The sequence below is a fragment of the Nocardia amikacinitolerans genome (genome assembly GCF_900215415.1).
Taxonomy (GTDB): Bacteria; Actinomycetota; Actinomycetes; order Mycobacteriales; family Mycobacteriaceae; genus Nocardia; species Nocardia amikacinitolerans.
In genome coordinates this window covers 1,178,935-1,194,177 of record NZ_OBEG01000002.1, presented here as the reverse complement: position 1 = coordinate 1,194,177, position 15,243 = coordinate 1,178,935, and the positions used below count along the sequence as shown (strand labels likewise).

The following is a 15,243-nucleotide window of genomic DNA, read 5'->3' as shown; positions in this document are numbered from 1 at the left end:
TTCGAAAGGTTCGCTTCGTGAAACGACCACTCCACCGCCTGCTCACGGGCGCCGCGCTGGCCACCGGCCTCGCCGTCGCGGTCGCCTCGTGCGGCTTCGGCTCCAACGATTCCGCCGACTCCGACACCACGATCAACTTCCTCGCCCCCGTCTACAGCGACGGCGCCACCGGAACCAAGGCGCTCTGGGACGGGATCATCGCCGATTTCGAACGACAGAATCCCGGCCTGAAGGTGAATCTCCAGCTGGAGTCCTGGAACTCGATCAACGACGTGGTGCGCACCAAGCTCCAGTCGCCCTCCACCACGCCCGACATCCTGAACATCGACGCCTACGCCAGCTTCGCGGGCGACGGAATGCTTTACCCCGCAGCCGAAATCGTCTCCCCACAGGTGCTCGCCGACATTCAGCCCGGCTTCGCGAAGAACGCCTCGCTCGACGGAACCCAGTACGCGCTACCGCTGTTCGCGTCCACCCGCACGCTGTTCTACAACACCGAGCTGTTCGCGCGCGCCGGTGTCGCCGCGCCGCCCAAGACCTGGACCGAGCTGACCGAGGCCGCGGCCAAGATCCAGGCGCTCGGCGACGGCGTCTCCGGTTACGGCCTGCCGCTCGGCAGCGAGGAAGCGCAGGGCGAGACCTCGATCTGGACCTTCGGAGCGGGCGGCGACTGGTCCAACGGCGGCGAGATCACCGTGGACACCCCGGCCAACCTGGAGGGTGTGCGCGCCATGCGCACGCTCATCGACGCCAATGCGACGCAACCGAATCCGGGCGCGACCGACCGCAAGGACGTGATCAACGCCTTCATCCAGGGCAAGGTCGGCATGATCGAGGGCTTGCCGCCCACCATCGGTCAGATCGCCGCCAAGAATCCCGAGCTGAAGTACGCGACCGCGCCGTCGCCGACCCAGTCCGGCCAGCCGGTGACCCTCGGCGTCGCCGATCACCTGATGGCCTTCAAGAAGGACGGCAGGAAGACCGAGACGGTCAAGAAGTTCCTCGACCACTTCTACTCGGCGAGCGTGTACGCGAATTTCGTGAAGCACGAGGGCTTCATCCCGATCACCCAGAGCGGCGCGGCCGAACTGGCGCAGGACCCGGTCACCAAGGCCTTCGCCGCGACGCTTCCGGTGGCCAAGTTCTACCCGAGCAACAACCCGAAATGGGCTGCGGCGCAGGGCGCCATCCGGCAGCAGATGGGCACCATCGCGCAGGGCGCCGACCCGGCGCAGGTACTGGCCCGCATTCAGGAAGCAGCGAAATAGCGTGCGGCGCAATGCGATGCTGAGGGCGGTCCCGTGGCTCGGGCCCGCCCTGCTGCTGATCGTGGCGATCGTCGCGTTCCCGGTCGGCTACATGCTGTGGACGAGCACCAGGGACCTCAGCGCCTACGGTCAGGACCGAGGGCCCGCCGGGCTGGCGAACTTCCGCGCCCTGTTCGACATCGGCGAACTCGGCACGGTGCTCGCACACACGGTGGTCTGGGTGGTCAGCGTCGTGCTGATCACCCTGGTGCTCTCCGCCGGGCTCGCCCAGTTCCTGAACAAGGACTTCCCCGGACGCACCGCCGTGCGGATGGCCATCCTGGTGCCGTGGGCCGCCTCGGTGGTGATGACGACGACGATCTTCTACTACATGCTCGATCCCGACGTCGGCATCGCCAACCGGTTCCTCGTCGACATCGGGCTGCTGGAGCGCGGTTACGGGTTCACCAAGCAGCCGACGCAGGCCTTCCTTGTGGCCATCGGCGTCGCGGTGTTCGTCTCGATTCCGTTCACGACCTACACGATTCTGGCGGGGCTGCAATCGATTCCGGCCGAGATCGAGGAGGCGGGCCGGGTCGACGGCGCCGGTCCGTGGCAGCGCTACCGCTATCTCACGCTGCCGCAGTTGCGCCCGGCCATCGCCGTCGCCACCGTCATCAACATCATCAACGTGTTCAATTCGCTGCCGATCCTGCAAGTCGTCACCGGAAGCATCGCGGGCTTCTCCGCGGACACCACGACGACGTTGACGTTCAAGCTGATCCGGCAGAATCAGCAGGTCGACACCGCCGCCGCGATGAGCGTGCTGAACTTCGCGCTGATCGTGGTGATCATCGCGATCTACGTGAAACTGGTCCGGCCGACGCGGCAGGTCGACGCATGACCGCCGAGACCGAGGTGCGCGTGCCGTCCCAAAACGTCGCCACCGCAACGAAAGAAGCGCCGGTACGCCCGAAGCGCCGACGATGGGAGCTGACAGCGATCGGCGTCGTGATCGCGCTGATCTTCCTGACGCCGTTCGTCGTGATGGTGCTCGGCTCGCTGAAGAGCCGAGCCGAAATCCTGCGCATCCCACCGACCTATCTGCCGCAGACCTGGCATCCGGACAACTACGCCACGATGTGGGACACCCCAGAGACGCCGCTGCCGTTCAACATGGTCAGCACCGTCGTCATCGCGGTGAGCGCCACGGTACTCGTGCTGCTCGTCGCCATCCCGGCCGCGTATTACACTGCGCGGCACCGCTTTCCGGGCCGCGCGGTGTTTCTCGGCCTGGTGTTGATCACCCAGATGTTGCAGCCGACGGTGCTGGTGACCGGCCTGATCCGGCAGTTCTTCGCGCTGGGCATCAACGACACCTGGCTGGCCATGATCCTGGTGAACGCCGCGTTCAACCTGTCGTTCGCGGTGTGGATCCTGCACAGCTTCTTCGCCGCGATCCCGGTGGAGATCGAGGAGGCGGCCCAGCTCGACGGGCTGAACCGCTGGCAGATCCTGACCAAGGTCAGTCTGCCGCTGGTCTGGCCGGGCATCGTCACCGCGACCATCTTCACGATCGTCGCCTGCTGGAACGAGTTCGCGGCGAGTCTGGTGGTGCTGACCACGCCGGAGAATCAGCCGCTTTCGGTGGCGCTGACCAAGTTCGTCGGCCAGTACGACACCGCGTGGCAGTACGTGTTCGCGATCTCGACCGTCGGCATCGTGCCGGTGGTGATCCTGTTCGCGCTCATCGAGAAGCGCTTGGTCGCGGGACTGACCGCGGGCAGCGTGAAGTGAGGCCGCCCAGCGATATCGCCCTTCTCCGACCGCCGCTCGAGCCCCGCGAGCGGCACCCTTCGGCGGTAGCATCGATTGGTGGCACGGCAGGACGGCGCTCCCAAGGACGGCCGCAATTACGCGGGGTTGTCCAAGGAGCAGCGGGTGGCGCAGCGGCGGACCAGGTTGATCGACTCGGCCCTGGAATTGTTCGGCACCCAGGGGTACGCGACCACCTCGATCGAGCGCCTGTGCACTCTCGCGAACGTCTCCACGCGCAGCTTCTACGAGGACGTCGGCAGCCGCGAGGCCCTGCTGATCGCCCTGGTGGATCGGATCACCACGCGGGCCATCGCCCGTGCTTCGGAAGCGCTGGCGCGCACCGCGAACGAGCCGCTGTCGAGCAAGGTGGCCGCCGGTTTCCGCGCCTACCTCGAGGTGACCTGCGCCGACCGGCGGACCGCGCGGGTCTGCTACGTCGAAGTGGTCGGGGTCAGCGAAGCGGTGGAGGAATGGCGCAGGGAACAGCGCGGGCGCATCTCGTCGATGCTGATCGCCGAGGCCGAGCGCGCCGTCGAACGCGGCGAGACCAAACCGCGGCGCTTCGACCTGTTCGCGCTCGCGGTGATCGGCGCGGTGAACTCGTTGGCGCAGGAACTGGTGCAGACCACCCAGCCGGACGCGCGGATCTCGCTGGACGACATCTGCGAGGAAATCGCCTACGTGGTCAATTCCGGGCTCGCCGCGCAGTGAGTCCGCGCGCGGCCACGTTGGCAAGCGGCGCGTGGAATCTCTACGGTTTGGCATCGTGGCTGTGGTCAGATTGTTCGCGTGCATGCAGAAACGGCACGTCGTCCGGGTCGGGGCGGTGTGAGATGACCGGACCGACGGATCGTCCGCAGCGGTGGAACCGGCTGCTCGAGCTGCTCGCCGAATCGGGGCGGCTCTCCGTGGAGGAGGCCGCCGAGCGGCTCCAGGTGTCGCCCGCGACCGTGCGCCGCGACTTCACCGCGCTCGCCGAGCAGCAGCTGGCCACCCGGACCCACGGCGGCGTCGTGGCGACAACCGTCGCCTACGACCTGCCCGCCCGCTACCGGCAGACCGGCGGCGAGGCCAAGCAGCGCATCGCCGAGCACGCCGCCGCGCTGGTCGACCCGACCGCGGTGGTCGGCATGAACGGCGGCACCACCACCACGGCGGTGGCGCGGGCGCTCGCGGGTCGCACGGATTTGGCGAACTCCGGTGACGACCAGCTCACCATCGTCACCAACGCGCTCAACATCGCGGGCGAGATGGTGCTTCGCCCGCACCTGCGCACCATCTGTCTCGGCGGCGTGGCGCGCCGGGAGTCCTACGAGCTGCACGGCCCGCTTGCCGAGCGCGCATTGGCCGAATTGCGTTTGGACACCTTGATTCTCGGCGTGAACGCGATCTCCGCTGAGGGCGGCGCGCAGTGCAGGCACATCGACGAAGCGGGGGTGACCACCGAGATGGTGCGCCGCTCCGGCCACGTCATGGTGGTCGCCACCTCCGACAAACTCGAACGTTCCGCCCTCGCCCGCATCTGCGGAATCGACCAGGTGCACGTCCTCGTCACCGACACCCGCGCCGACGCCTCCGCCGTCGCCGCCATCCGCGCCGCGGGCGTCCGCGTGGATTTGGTGTAGTTCCGCGAACCGGCCTGTCGAAGCGTCGACCGGCGTCGCGCAACAGGGCGGCGATTCGCGGACGTGGTCGGTCGGACGCGCCCTCTCCGGCCGCCACGGGTATGGATGCCGCGGGCGCGCTCGCGGATCGGTCGGCCGTGCTCGGTCCGGCTGTCATGGGCGGGGTCGCTCGCGGGCGGGATCAATCCGGCGCGCCCTGCCCGGCGGCCACCGGGGCGGATGCCGTGCGCGCCGGTTCGGTGCGCATGGTGCGGACCCAGACGGCGAAACCCCAGGCGACGAAGCCCGCGTAGATCAGGTAGAGGGTGGCGGACGGGTAGTAGCCCGCCTTCAGCAAGAGTGGGACGCCGACGATGTCGACGGCGATCCAGATCAACCAGAACTCGGCCAAGCCGCGGGCCATGCCGTAGGTGGCGAGGACCGAGCCGGTGAAGATCCAGGCCTCCGCCCACGGACCGTAGGAGCCGATCCAGGCGAACAGCTGGGCGAAACCGGCCGTGCCGAGGAGCATGGCGGCGACCAGCAACCATCGTTCGCGGGCGGTGGCCCAGCGCGGCACCACGCCGCGGTGCTCGAGCCCGGTATCGAGGCGGGCGTGCCGATGCCACTGCCACCACCCGAACACGCTGACCGCGATGAACATCAGCTGCCGTCCGGCCTGCCCGGCCATGTTCAACTGCTGCGGTGTGTTGAAGACGCCGCCGACGAACACGGTGAAAAGCAGCGCGTTGCCCGCGATTCCGACCGGCCACGCCCACACCCGCCGCCGCATGCCGCCCACCGCGGCGGCCAGTCCGAACCCGTTGCCGATGACCTCGCGCCAGAGGATCGCCGAGCCCGCGATGTGCAGTTCGGCGTCGAGCAGTGTGCTGAGCGGGTCCACCTGGTGTGCAACCAGCGGGCCGCGCGATCTCATCCGCGGACGACGAGTTCGGCTCGCCGTCATACCGAATGCCCGTGCGTGGACGCGGACGCCGGGGTCTGTGCGCGGACGCCTGGGTATCCGGACCGGCGACGCCGGGTGTCCGGTGCGCGCACGCCTGGATATCCATGGCACGGACGGCGCATCCGCAGGGCCGACGGTGAAATGCCCTCGGCGCGTAACGATTGCGCAATCTGGGCCCGCGAAACGCAATATCGGTGCAATCGGGCCCTTCTATCGTGACCGAATGAGCACCGAGCACGCCGGGGGGACCGGTATCCACATCAGCGGGCTGAGCAAGTCCTTCCGCGCCGGGCGGCGCACGGTGCACGCGCTGGACGGAGTGGATCTGCATACCGAGCAGGGCGCCTTCCTGTCGCTCCTCGGTCCTTCCGGCTGTGGAAAGTCCACCGTGCTGCGGATTCTGGCCGGATTGGAGGAACCGACCGCGGGCACCGCGCTGATCGACGGCCACACGCCCGCGCAACTGCGCGGCCGCCACGAACTCGGCATCGCGTTCCAGGACGCGGCGCTACTGCCGTGGCGCTCGGTGGAATCCAATATCGCGCTGCCGTTGCAGGTCGCCGGTCTGAAACTGGATCCCGCGCTGATCGCCGACCTCGTCGCGCTGGTGGGATTGGAAGGCTTCGAGAAGGCCAAACCCGCGCAGTTGTCCGGCGGCATGCGGCAGCGCGTGTCCATCGCGCGCGCGCTGGTCGTGCAGCCGACCGTGCTGCTGCTCGACGAGCCCTTCGGCGCGCTGGACGACATGACCAGGCAGAAGCTCAATCTGGAGCTGCTGCGGATCTGGACGGAGAAGCCCGCGACCACGTTGATGGTCACGCACGGCATCGCCGAGGCGGTCTTCCTCTCCGACGTCGTGGCGGTGCTGAGCCCGCGCCCGGGCCGCGTGCTCGAGCTGGTGGAGATCGATCTGCCGCGGCCGCGCCTGCCGGAGATGATGCGCACCCCGGAATTCCACAAGTTGGCCGACTATCTCTCCGAACTGCTGTTCGGCAAGACCGGTGCGGGCGGCGTCGCTTTCGAACGCGGCGTCCAAGCCCCCGAAGTGGGCGGTGCGTCGTGAAGCGGCTCGGCGGGTTGCTCGGCATCCTCGGCCTCGTCGGGGTGTGGTGGCTCGCCGCGGCGCTCGACCTCGCGGGCGGCACCATCCCGAGCCCCTGGCGGGTTCTGCACACCATGTACACCGACGGCTGGCAGCTGTACGGCCCGAACTTCGAGATCACCGCGATCGGCGCGCTGAAGGGCTTCCTCTGGGGCAACGCGCTGGCCATCGGCCTCGCGGTCGCGGTGGCGCTCATTCCGCAGCTCGAATCGCTGGCCACCCAGCTGGCGATCCTGTCCTACTGCACGCCGCTGCTCGCGCTCGGCCCGATCATCCTGGTTGTCTTCGGCGGACGCACGCCGACGGTGTTCCTCGCCGCGATGTACTGCTTCTTCACCACGATGGTCGGCAGTCTCGCCGGTTTGCGCTCGGCAGATCGGGCGAGTCTAGAGCTGGTGCACGTCTACGGCGGCGGGCGCTGGCAACGCCTCTACCGGGTTCAGCTGATCGCCGCGCTGCCGAATACTCTCGCGGCGTTGAAGATCGCCGCGCCCTCGGCCGTGCTCGGCGCGATCATCGGAGAGTATCTGGGCGGCGTGGACAGCGGGATCGGCGTCGCGCTGACCGCCGCGCAAACCGCATACAACGTGCCACGCACCTGGGGGATGGCGCTCGGCGCCGCGGCGCTGGCCGGTCTCGGCTACGCGATCGTGGCGGTGGTGGCGCGACTGGCCACGCCGTGGACCGGGGAGGAAGTGCGATGACCGTGCTGCGTCGCGTCGGCGCGTTCCTGTTTTCGCTGGTGACCTCGCTGCTGCTGATGCTGGTCATCTGGTGGGCTTTCCTGGCGGCCTTCCCGCAGGTGGGTCCGCGGGTGGGCAAGACTCCCGGCGATGTCTGGCGCTACCTGGCCACCTCACCCGGCGCGCCGCAAGCGCGCGGGGCCATCCTCGACAACCTCCAGATCACGCTGCGCGACGCGGCGCTCGGCTTCGGCGTCGGCATGGCGGCGGCCATCGCGCTCGCCGCCCTGTTCGTGTCGTTCCGCGCCGTGGAGCACACGTTCATGCCGGTGGCCATGCTGCTGCGTTCGGTGCCGCTGGTGGCGCTCGCGCCGATCATCGTGCTGGTGTTCGGCCGCGGGCCGGGCGGAGTGACCGTGATGGCCGCGATCGTCGTGCTCTTCCCGGCTCTGGTGATGATCACGACCGGACTGCGCAGCGCGCCCCGCCAGGCCATGGAACTGATCGCGGCGTACGGCGGTTCACGCTGGACGGCGCTGCGGATGGTGGCGGCTCCCGCGGCGTTGCCCGCGGTGTTCGCGGCGGCGCGAATCTCGGTGCCCGGCGCGCTCATCGGTGCCTTGATCGGCGAATGGCTCGGCAGTGGAACGGGTCTCGGCGCCAGCCTGATCCGCGCGATACCCACGTTCCGGTACAACGAGCTGTGGGCGTCCATCGTGATCGTCACGCTGGTGTCGGTGCTGCTGTACGCGGTAGTTGGCGTCGTCGAGAACCTGGTGCTCGCCCGGTTCGGCCCCGACGCCGGGCGCGGTTGATCGTCGCGATTCGGTGTTGGGAACCTGAAAGAAAAGAAAACGAAACCGAATCCCCCTAAATTCGGCCCATGACACCCGCGCAACGCTCTTCGTTCGGGACGAACCTGAACCGCAGGTCCTTTCTTCGTTATTCGGCACTGACGGGGGCCGCGCTCGGCGGCGTCGGCGCACTCGCCGCCTGCGGCGACGACGCGGGCGGCTCGTCGACCGGCTCGACGCCGGACGGCTCGCGCTACGGCACCGTCGCGATCCAGCTGTCCTGGATCAAGAACATCGAATTCGCGGGCGAGTATTTCGCCGATTCGCGCGGCTATTTCCTGGAGGCCGGGTTCGGCTCGGTGAATCTGATGGCGGGCGGCGCGGCGAGCACGTCGGTGGAGGCCGGGCTCGACACCGGAAAGGTGTGGCTCGGGCTCTCGGCGCCGCAGACCACCGCGCCCGCGATCCTCGAGGGATTGCCCGCCAAGATCGTCGCGACCACCTATCAGAAGAATCCGTTCGCAATCGTCAGCTCCGCGGCGAAGCCCATCAACTCCCCGCAGGACATGAAGGGCCGCAAGATCGGCGTGCAGGACACCAATCAGCTCATCTTCACCGCGCTGCTGGCCGCCAATGGCATGAAGCCGGGCGACGTGACCGTCGTGCCCGCGCAATTCGACCCGACGCCGCTGGCCAACGGCGAGGTGGACGGCTGGGTCAGCTATGTGACGAACGAGCCGATCACGCTCGCCGCCAAGGGATTTCCGAACGCGCATTTCTTGTTCGCCGATTTCGGCCTGCCGCTGGTCGCGGAGACGCTCACGGTGAAGCAGTCCACCATCGACAACGAGCGCGAGAAGCTCAAGGCGTTCCTCGCGGCGGAGATCAGGGGCTGGAAGGACGCGGTCGCCGAACCGGCCGAATCGGCGCGCCTCGCGGTCGAGATGTACGGCAAGGACCTCGAGCTCGACCTGGCCGAGCAGACCAAGGAGGCCATCGCGCAGAACGACCTGGTGGTCTCCGCCGACACCGCCGCGAACGGTCTGCTCACCATGACCGACGCGCTGATCGAACAGAACATCGCCGCGCTGCGCACCGCGAAGATCGACATCCAAGCCGACCAGCTGTTCGACCTCTCGGTGTTGCGCGAGGTCTACGCGGAGAATCCCGGCCTGAAGGACTGAGCGTTCCGCCGCGTCACAACCCGACGGTGGCCCGCGCGCCGAACGCCTGCTCAGCGTGGATCACCTCGGCGCTCGCCGACTGCTGGCGCCCCGACCGGCCCGATCGGGCGGCCAGCAGTTCGGCGGCGATGGCCACCGCGGTTTCGGCCGCCGTGCGCGCGCCGACGTCCAGGCCCGCGGGGGAGTGCAGGCGCGACAGCGTCGCCTCGTCGAAACCGCCCGCCCGCAGGTCGTCCAGGCGCCGTGCGTGCGCCGAGTACGAGCCCGCCGCACCGAGGTAGCCGAGCTCCGGCAAACGCAAAGCGACTGTGAGCAACGGGATTTCGAACTTCGGATCATGCGCCAGCACGACAATGCCCGTGGTGGAGTCGATTTCGCCCGCCGCCGAAAGGGTGTTCAGGTAGCGGTGCGGCCAGTCCACCACCACTTCGGCGCCGGGGAAGGCCTCCGGCGTGGCGAACTCCTCGCGCGAATCACAGATGGTGACGCGGTAGCCGAGCAGTCTGGCCTGCACGGTCAGCGCCGCCGCGTAGGAGTTGGCGCCGAAGATGATCAGTCGCGGCGGCGGGGCGAAGGACGAGATGAACACGTCCGATTCGGGAAGCGCCACCAGTTCGGTGTTGTGCCGCTGACCGGTGATCAGGTGCTGGCCGATCACGTCGGGGTCCGGGTTCCATACCACGGTGAAAACCGTAACCCGCCGGTGCGCCGCGATTTCGGAAGCGACAGTGGGGAATTCGGGAAAGTCCCGCCGGGAGAACGGCTCGGCGAAGACGTCGATCATGCCGCCCGCCTCCATGCCTGGTTCGCCGGGCGGCACGGGTAGGCGATGCATGGCGCGCTGCCCGGTGCGTGCCGCGGTCACCGCGGCCTCGTGCATCGCGGTCTCCACCGAGCCGCCGAGTCCGGATCCGTACACGGCGCCGTTGGCGTCGACCAGCATCGCTGTGCCCACCGGCAGCCGCCCCGAACCCACGGTCCGCACTACGGTGGCCAGGCCACCGATCCGGCCCGAGTGCCATACCCGCAAGAGGTCGTCGACGATGTCGCGCATCAGTTTCCGCTCCGATCAGCGTGCGTCGAGGCCGGGAAGTCTTGATCCCTTCCCGTCGCCAAATCGTCGCACGTGACGCACACCATATCGTCTCTACTGGACAAATAGGTACGCGCTCCCGAATCTCCTGTCGCCTCGGCGCTCACCGAGGTCCAGTGCTTGTGGTCGATCACAACGGGGTGACCGGGTGTGTTGTGGAACACAGCGCGGGCCAGCCCGCTCGGCGCCGCCCGCTCCGCGGCGAGTACCCGCGCGACGACGTCGGCCCCGACGTCCGGGGTGTCCACCGGCATGATCGCGACGGCTCGTGCAGGAGTTCGCGCCGCCGCGCGCAGCCCGGCCCGCAACGAGGCGCCGATGCCGGTCGCCCAGTCCGGCGCCCAGACGGGCACCGCGCCTGCGGGCAGTCCGACCGTCTCCGGTGCGGGGCCGGTGGCGCCGAGCACCACGATGACCGGCGCGCAGCCGCCGTCGCGCAGGGCGTCCACCGCGGCACGCAGCCAGGCGCCGCCCTCGGCCAACGCCTTGGGACGGCCGTAGCGGGTGCCCGCGCCCGCGGCGAGCACGATGCCCACGCACCCCGTGCGGGCGACCGGAGCGTTCCCGGCGCGATCCGATGCAACCACGTGTCCCACGCTAGACCGCGTGCGTTGCCGGTGGGTTACCTGAAAGTGCCGGACAACCGGGGTGCGCGGTTAACCGCGAGAGGCGAATCCGGGTTTCGCTCGGACGGCGACGTCCGACACGCCGACGGTGTTCCGGTGGCGCGCGGGCTCGCCGTATTCGATGCTGGTTCGATGACGGACGAGCCGGCCGGAATCACCGAATTCGACGCCCTGTCCAACGCGGCGGCCGCCGACGCGTTGCTCGCCTGTTGCGCCTCGCCCGTCTGGGTCGGCGGGATGCTCGCCGGGCGACCGTACCGCAGCGCCGCGCGCCTGTACGAGACCGCCGACGCCGTGCTCGCCGCACTCCCCGAGGACGAGATCGACCGCGCGCTGGCCGGGCATCCGCGCATCGGCGAGCGGACGGACAACACGACCTCGGCCCGCGAGCAATCCGGCGTGGCGGAGGCGACCGACGCGGTGCGCGCGGCGCTGGCCGAGGGCAATCGCGCGTACGAACAGCGCTTCGGGCACCGATACCTCGTCTGCGCGACCGGCAGATCCGGCGCGGAACTGCTCGACCTTCTCACTGCCAGGCTGCGCAACGATCCCGCTACCGAAAGGACTGTAATGCGAACGGAATTGGCGAAGATCAACCGAATCCGGCTGCGGCGGATGCTGGGCGAGTCGGGATGAGCGAACGCAGTGAGCGAATCATGTGCCAGCGCGCCGTGCGCATGCCGGAGCCGAGCGCCAGCGAGGTGAAGGCATGAGTACCTTGAGCACGCACGTCCTGGACGCGGTGCACGGATTACCGGCCGTCGACGTGGCGGTCACCCTGTATTCCGGCGACGCCTTGCTCGGTGCGGGCGCGACCGGCGACGACGGCCGGATCGACGGTCTGGGCGCCGAACTCGTGCCCGGCGTCTACCGCATCGTCTTCGACACCGGAACCTACTTCGGGCACCGGCGAATCGACACCTTCTACCCGGAGGTCTCGATCTCGTTCGTGGTAGCCGAAGAGCGGCACTATCACGTCCCCCTGCTGCTCTCGCCGTACGCCTTCTCCACCTACCGAGGGAGCTGAGCATGACACTGTCCGGCCCGATCGTGCTGACCGACAACCGATACGGCAAGGCGGAGAACCGGATCGTCCGGATCTACCGCGACGGTCCGCGCCACGAGATCCGCGACGTGAACGTCACCACGGTGCTGCGCGGGGATTTCGCCGCCGCCTACACCGCGGGCGACCAGTCGAAGGTGCTGCCCACCGACAGCCAGAAGCAGACCGCCTACGCCTACGCGAAGAAGCCGGGCCTGCAATCTGTCGAGGATTACGCGCTGGCGCTGGCCCGGCATTTCGTCGACACCATCGAGCCGGTCGACAGCGCCACCGTAGAGGTGGACGAATATGCCTGGCAACGGGTTTCGGTCGACGGCGCCGAGCACGACTTCACCTGGACGCGGCAGGGTCCGGAGGTGCGCACGGCGCGAATCACCGTCGCAGGTACGGGAGATTCACAGCGCGCGTGGGTGATCGGCGGCGTCAGGGATCTGATCATCCTGAAGTCGACCGAATCCGAGTTCGCCGACTTCCTCACCGACGAGTTCACCGTGCTGGAGCCGACCCGCGAACGCATGCTGGCCACCTCGTTGTTCGCGCGCTGGCGCTTCGCCACCACCGAGGGCGTGGACTGGGACGCGACCTACGCCGGGATTCGCGCGCAGCTGGTGGCGGTCTTCGCCACGCACTATTCGAAAGCCTTGCAACAGACGCTGTTCGAGATGGGCAGAGCGGTGCTGGAGTCGTTTCCGGTGCTGGCCGAGGTCCGCCTCAGCGCGCCCAACAAGCACCACTTCCTCTACGACCTGGCCAGATTCGGCATCGAGAACCGCGGCCAGGTGTACTACGCGGCCGACCGCCCGTACGGCCTCATCGAGGCGACGGTGGCGCGCGCGGACGCGCCGGACGCCGGGCTGGCGTGGGCGCCGTGAGCCAGGCCGCGACCCTCGTGATCGACGGCTGCGCGGTGGCCACCGTTGACGCGGCGGGCACCGAGTATCGGCGCGGCCACGTCGTGGTGCACGGCAACCGGATCGGCGCGGTCGGGCCGGGCGACGCGCCCGCGCTCGACGCCCCGCGCATCGATGGCCGCGGCTGCCTGCTGACTCCCGGCCTCGTGAACACCCACCATCACCTCTACCAGTGGATCACCAGGGGATTGGCCGCCGACGCGAGCCTGTTCGACTGGCTGACCGCGCTCTATCCGGTCTGGGCGGGCATCAACGAGGAATCGGTGCGGATCGCCGCCACCGGCGCGCTGGCCGCCCTCGCGCGCACGGGTTGCAGCACGACCGCCGACCACCATTACCTGTTCCCGCGCGGCGGCGGCGACCTGCTCGGCGCGGAGATCGCCGCGGCCGAGGCCGTCGGCTTGCGTTTCCACCCCTGCCGCGGCGCCATGGACCTCGGCGCGAGCGCGGGCGGTTTGCCGCCCGACTCCGTGGTGGAATCGCTGGACGCCGTCCTCGCCGCGAGCGCCGACGCGATCGCGCGCTGGCACGACCCGTCTTTCGACGCCATGGTCCGGATCGCGCTCGCGCCGTGTTCGCCGTTCTCGGTGACGGCCGACCTGTTGCGCGAGTCCGCCGCACTGGCCAGGGCCGAAAAGGTGCGCCTGCACACCCACCTGGCCGAAACCCTCGATGAACAGGACTACTGCGCCGCCACCCACGGCTGCACGCCCGCACAGTATTTGGAGCGGCTCGACTGGCTCGGCGCGGACGTCTGGTACGCGCACGCCGTCCACCTCGACGACGCCGCGATCGCCGCCATCGCGCGCACCGGCACCGGCGTCGCGCACTGCCCCACGTCCAACGGACGCCTCGGCGCGGGCATCGCCCGCGTTCCCGACCTGCTCGCCGCCGGCGTCGCGGTCGGGCTCGGCGTCGACGGCGCCGCGAGCAACGAAGCGGGCTCGATGATCGAGGAACCCCGCAACGCCCTGCTCTACGCCCGCGCCGCCAACGGCCCCCGCGCGATGACCGTGCGGACCGCGCTCGAGCTGGCCACCATGGGCGGCGCGCGAGTCCTCGGCCGCGCCGCCGAGATCGGCTCCATCGAACCCGGCAAACTCGCCGACCTGGCCCTCTGGCGCATGGACACCCCCGCCCACGCGGGCATCGACGACCCCGTCACCGCACTGATCCTCGGTTCCCCGCCCCCGCTGGCCGCCCTGATCGTGAACGGCCGCGAGGTGGTGCGCGACGGGGAGGTGCGAACGGTGGACGAGGAAGCGGTGGGCCGCGCGGTGGCGCGCGCCCAGACCGCCCTCGTCGCCGGTACTCGGTGAAACGTTGGGCGACAACGGGATCGGGTCGACTGCCAAACCCGTCGTCCGGGGTTCCGAACGGACTGAATTCAACCATGTTCACCCAATTGAGCAGCTGGCCGCAGACAACGCCGGGGCCTGCGGCTACGCTCCGTGAGCATCGAGAACGGACACGTGCATCGGTACACTCGCCGTATGAGTGTGGTCGGGGGAGCGCAGGGCGCCGGTCAGGATCTATCCGTAATACCTGATGAGGTGCGTGCGGTTGGGCGCTCGGTCGCTGGTCTGGCAGCGAGTCTGCGTTCCGCACTCGACTCGGTCGGGGTCGAGGTCGAAGGCCTGGCCTCCGGGGCGTGGAGCGGCGCGGCCGCCACGGCTTTCGCGCAGGGATGGCGAGAAACGCAGAGTAGTGGCGGCGCAATAATCGACGTTCTGACGAAGATGGCTGAGAAGTTGGGTGTCGCAGCCCAAGCATACGAAGTTCAGGATACTGACAATGCCGCGCAGACGTCGAGTCTGAGCCTGCCATGAGCGACGAATTCATGGTCGACCTCGATCAGCTCGACCAGCTTGTCTCGCGGCTTTCTGGCCTGGCCGGCTTCATCCGAGATAACCTCGATGAGCTGGAACGTGCGATAACTGGTATCCAGGCGGGGGTTTGGCAGGGTATAGCCTCTCAGGCATACGCCGATGCTCACCAGGAATGGGCGGCCAAGGCCCGCGATTTTGCCAGAAGCGTCGGTGACATGAGCGCTGCGGCCAAGCATGCGCACACTCAGTACACAGAAGCGGCAACAAGAAATCTGAGCATGCTGCGCAACAAGTAGCATCTGCAGCAGAGTCTCTCATTGCT

The 15,243-nt window shown here is 68.7% G+C and carries 18 protein-coding genes; 15 read left to right on the top strand and 3 right to left on the bottom strand.

Annotation, left to right across the window (positions count from 1 at the left end):
• Positions 1-17 precede the first annotated feature (17 nt).
• The 5 genes from CRP45_RS13620 to CRP45_RS13600 all read left to right on the top strand — a co-directional run bounded on the left by CRP45_RS13620 (position 18) and on the right by CRP45_RS13600 (position 4,690).
• Positions 18-1,268, top strand: a complete 1,251-nt coding sequence (locus CRP45_RS13620; RefSeq protein ID WP_245910103.1) for an extracellular solute-binding protein — start codon at positions 18-20, stop codon at positions 1,266-1,268.
• A 16-nt stretch (positions 1,269-1,284) separates the two neighbouring features.
• Entirely contained in the window at positions 1,285-2,151 is an 867-nt protein-coding gene (locus tag CRP45_RS13615) for a carbohydrate ABC transporter permease (RefSeq protein ID WP_067791086.1), read from the top strand.
• Entirely contained in the window at positions 2,148-3,044 is an 897-nt protein-coding gene (locus CRP45_RS13610; protein WP_097245295.1) for a carbohydrate ABC transporter permease, read from the top strand. The genes CRP45_RS13615 and CRP45_RS13610 overlap by 4 nt, the downstream gene beginning before the upstream one ends.
• 78 nt (positions 3,045-3,122) lie before the next feature.
• A complete protein-coding gene (locus CRP45_RS13605) occupies positions 3,123-3,776 on the top strand; it encodes a TetR/AcrR family transcriptional regulator (protein WP_097245294.1) in 654 nt (217 codons plus the stop codon).
• Between the two features lie 122 nt (positions 3,777-3,898).
• Positions 3,899-4,690: a DeoR/GlpR family DNA-binding transcription regulator gene (locus tag CRP45_RS13600; protein WP_067791037.1), complete on the top strand. Its 792-nt coding sequence runs from the start codon at positions 3,899-3,901 to the stop codon at positions 4,688-4,690.
• A gap of 181 nt (positions 4,691-4,871) precedes the next feature.
• Here the strand turns inward: CRP45_RS13600 and pnuC are convergent, their stop codons facing one another.
• A complete protein-coding gene (pnuC, locus tag CRP45_RS13595) occupies positions 4,872-5,606 on the bottom strand; it encodes a nicotinamide riboside transporter PnuC (RefSeq protein ID WP_097245293.1) in 735 nt (244 codons plus the stop codon).
• Between the two features lie 253 nt (positions 5,607-5,859).
• Here pnuC and CRP45_RS13590 point away from each other — a divergent pair, with 253 nt between their 5' ends.
• The 4 genes from CRP45_RS13590 (at position 5,860) to CRP45_RS13575 (ending at position 9,399) form a co-directional block, all read left to right on the top strand.
• Entirely contained in the window at positions 5,860-6,699 is an 840-nt protein-coding gene (locus CRP45_RS13590) for an ABC transporter ATP-binding protein (RefSeq protein ID WP_097245292.1), read from the top strand.
• Positions 6,696-7,442 carry an ABC transporter permease gene (locus CRP45_RS13585; protein WP_097245291.1) on the top strand — a complete coding sequence of 249 codons (747 nt, stop codon included), beginning with the start codon at positions 6,696-6,698 and terminating at the stop codon, positions 7,440-7,442. Before CRP45_RS13590 ends, CRP45_RS13585 begins: the two co-directional genes overlap by 4 nt.
• On the top strand, positions 7,439-8,236 hold the full coding sequence (locus tag CRP45_RS13580) for an ABC transporter permease (protein ID WP_097245290.1): 798 nt from the start codon (positions 7,439-7,441) through the stop codon (positions 8,234-8,236). Before CRP45_RS13585 ends, CRP45_RS13580 begins: the two co-directional genes overlap by 4 nt.
• 68 nt (positions 8,237-8,304) lie before the next feature.
• Positions 8,305-9,399 (top strand): ABC transporter substrate-binding protein, encoded by a 1,095-nt coding sequence (locus tag CRP45_RS13575; protein WP_097245289.1) that lies wholly within the window; start codon positions 8,305-8,307, stop codon positions 9,397-9,399.
• A 13-nt stretch (positions 9,400-9,412) separates the two neighbouring features.
• Here CRP45_RS13575 and CRP45_RS13570 read toward each other — a convergent pair whose 3' ends face one another.
• A complete protein-coding gene (locus tag CRP45_RS13570) occupies positions 9,413-10,453 on the bottom strand; it encodes an XdhC family protein (RefSeq protein ID WP_097245288.1) in 1,041 nt (346 codons plus the stop codon).
• Positions 10,453-11,079 carry a nucleotidyltransferase family protein gene (locus tag CRP45_RS13565; protein ID WP_097245287.1) on the bottom strand — a complete coding sequence of 209 codons (627 nt, stop codon included), beginning with the start codon at positions 11,077-11,079 and terminating at the stop codon, positions 10,453-10,455. Before CRP45_RS13565 ends, CRP45_RS13570 begins: the two co-directional genes overlap by 1 nt.
• Before the next feature lie 171 nt (positions 11,080-11,250).
• On the opposite strand from CRP45_RS13565, the gene uraD reads away from it, so the two are divergent.
• The 6 genes from uraD (at position 11,251) to CRP45_RS13535 (ending at position 15,217) form a co-directional block, all read left to right on the top strand.
• Positions 11,251-11,754 (top strand): 2-oxo-4-hydroxy-4-carboxy-5-ureidoimidazoline decarboxylase, encoded by a 504-nt coding sequence (gene uraD, locus CRP45_RS13560; protein ID WP_097245286.1) that lies wholly within the window; start codon positions 11,251-11,253, stop codon positions 11,752-11,754.
• Positions 11,755-11,827: 73 nt separating this feature from the next.
• Positions 11,828-12,145, top strand: coding sequence for a hydroxyisourate hydrolase (uraH, locus tag CRP45_RS13555; protein WP_097245285.1), 318 nt, complete (start codon positions 11,828-11,830; stop codon positions 12,143-12,145).
• Between the two features lie 2 nt (positions 12,146-12,147).
• The gene (gene pucL, locus CRP45_RS13550; RefSeq protein WP_097245284.1) at positions 12,148-13,053 is read left to right on the top strand and encodes a factor-independent urate hydroxylase; all 906 of its coding nucleotides are present in this window, start codon (positions 12,148-12,150) and stop codon (positions 13,051-13,053) included.
• Entirely contained in the window at positions 13,041-14,411 is a 1,371-nt protein-coding gene (locus CRP45_RS13545; protein ID WP_425436932.1) for an 8-oxoguanine deaminase, read from the top strand. The genes pucL and CRP45_RS13545 overlap by 13 nt, the downstream gene beginning before the upstream one ends.
• A gap of 174 nt (positions 14,412-14,585) precedes the next feature.
• Positions 14,586-14,921 carry a WXG100 family type VII secretion target gene (locus CRP45_RS13540; RefSeq protein WP_245910102.1) on the top strand — a complete coding sequence of 112 codons (336 nt, stop codon included), beginning with the start codon at positions 14,586-14,588 and terminating at the stop codon, positions 14,919-14,921.
• On the top strand, positions 14,918-15,217 hold the full coding sequence (locus CRP45_RS13535; protein WP_097245283.1) for a WXG100 family type VII secretion target: 300 nt from the start codon (positions 14,918-14,920) through the stop codon (positions 15,215-15,217). The genes CRP45_RS13540 and CRP45_RS13535 overlap by 4 nt, the downstream gene beginning before the upstream one ends.
• Positions 15,218-15,243: the final 26 nt, after the last annotated feature.